Source organism: Aliikangiella maris, assembly GCF_040719265.1.
Taxonomy (GTDB): Bacteria; Pseudomonadota; Gammaproteobacteria; order Enterobacterales; family Kangiellaceae; genus Aliikangiella; species Aliikangiella maris.
Map to the genome: position 1 here is coordinate 1 of NZ_JBFDAH010000091.1, position 1842 is coordinate 1842.

The 1842-nt window shown below is 35.7% G+C and carries 3 protein-coding genes; all 3 read left to right on the top strand.

Annotated elements, in window-relative coordinates; translation table 11 throughout:
• Positions 1-201: 201 nt before the first annotated feature.
• Positions 202-498, top strand: coding sequence for a hypothetical protein (locus tag ABVT42_RS22160; RefSeq protein ID WP_353898142.1), 297 nt, complete (start codon positions 202-204; stop codon positions 496-498).
• Between the two features lie 212 nt (positions 499-710).
• On the top strand, positions 711-1145 hold the full coding sequence (locus ABVT42_RS22165; protein ID WP_353898141.1) for a M23 family metallopeptidase: 435 nt from the start codon (positions 711-713) through the stop codon (positions 1143-1145).
• A complete protein-coding gene (locus ABVT42_RS22170; protein WP_353898140.1) occupies positions 1129-1605 on the top strand; it encodes a hypothetical protein in 477 nt (158 codons plus the stop codon). The genes ABVT42_RS22165 and ABVT42_RS22170 overlap by 17 nt, the downstream gene beginning before the upstream one ends.
• Positions 1606-1842: the final 237 nt, after the last annotated feature.

The window sequence follows — 1842 nt, forward strand, 5'->3', positions numbered from 1 at the left end:
CTACAGAAAAATTAAGTTTCCCGAATTCACGTTATAAAGAAGAATTGAGTGATGATGTTAATTTGGCTGAAAAGGATTGAATGGTTCGACATTAATGTGGGAAATCACAATAGTGTCATGTGCTGAGAGTAAAAGAGTTATTGAGGTAAAGTCACTTGAAAAACTTATAGAAAATGAAGAAAAATTTTTTGAAAAAAACTGATGGTCGAAGGGTATTTTTCCTTTGATGATTTTGGGGAGCATTTATTATTTAGTTCTAACTCAGATTTCGTAGAGTTTAAACTAGAGCATTCCATAGCTGTAATATTCAAAAAATCAAATGTTTCTCAAGCAATTTCTGCTTGTAACAGCAAATTAATCAAATTATCAGGAGTAGGGAAAAAACTCACAGAATTTGAAGGATATATTCCAAATAAGAATGTTGGATCCAGCTTCTTATTGTTAGTGGAGAATTTTGAATCTAGTAAATGCAACAACACTGAACGGGGACAGCCCTAACTTTTAATAATTGGAACTACTAATATGAAGGTTTTGACTTTTTTCTGTATTGCACCAATGGAGGAAGTGGTGGAGAGAGTGAATCAAATCCTTTAGCTGAAGATCGAGCGGCTGGTCGAGTAGTTACGGTAATAGGACAAAGGCCTAGTTCTGAAGAAAGAGCAGCTTATCGGCAGGAGCAATTTAGAAAGGCTGAAGCGCAACATAATAGAATGATGCTGCTAATTAACCAGTTGACTGAAAGAAGTTTACTTCATTGGCCTACGAATAATTCTGTCGTAACTTCAAATTGGGGCCCAAGGACTCTTAATGGCAAGCCTGATTTTCATAAAGGTGTCGATATCCGAGCAGCCAATGGAGAACCGATATACTCTGTTTCAGGCGGTAAGGTTATTAGCACAAAGGGCTACGGGAATATAAATCAAGTATTTATTAGAGACGATGCAGGTGGTGTGCACGGCTACGCAAATGTTGGAGCTACAGTATCCGTTGGTGACTCTGTTTACCCTGGTCAAATTATAGCAACTTCTGATGGTAGTGGAACCTCTGCGGCGCACTTGCATTATTCATATAAACCCGATGGAGTAAATCGAGTGAATCCGTTGAACACAGTATTTAAAGGTATGGATTATGAATTTAAGAATTAAATCAAGCGTTTTAATATTTATATTTAGCTTGGCGTTTATTATCACAAACTCGAAAGCAGAGAGTTTAGCTCGGATTAATGAAGTCGCTATGGAGGTGCTTACTATAGTTGTTGAGCTAGATATTAAGTCACTCGATAAATATATTGTTAAGGATGACGAAAACTTTGTCTTTGAAAAGATCTGGGATACTGAGTCAAACAAAGTTATTTCTCTTACTGAAGTAATTCATAGTCATGAGATTTCAACAAGTATTCAAGTCGTAAAGATTGATAGTGGGAATTTCTTGTTTATTTACTTTGATCCTAATCTTGTTGGTTTTGAAGTTGATGAAAGTAACTATAAGCAACTTTTAGATAAGCCGAATATTGGTACAGTTTTATTTAATTCTGAAAAATGCAAAATAACTAATGTTAATACACATATGAAGGACAATGCGCCAGCTGAAAGTTTATATGATTGATTGATAAACGCGGTAAGTCGAGTTATTGTAGGTTGCGGTTACTGCGGTAAGTCGGGTTATTGGTAATTGCTCAAAAAGTGGGGGCATTTAGACTTTACGGTGAGTTTACTATGAATTCACATAGTTGGTATTTTTCCTAACTTTTTTATACGATCTTCTAAGTAATGCCAAAATGAAATACCATGACGCTGACAGGTTTTCTTAAGCGATAAAAATGTATCAAGAGAATCTCGACCA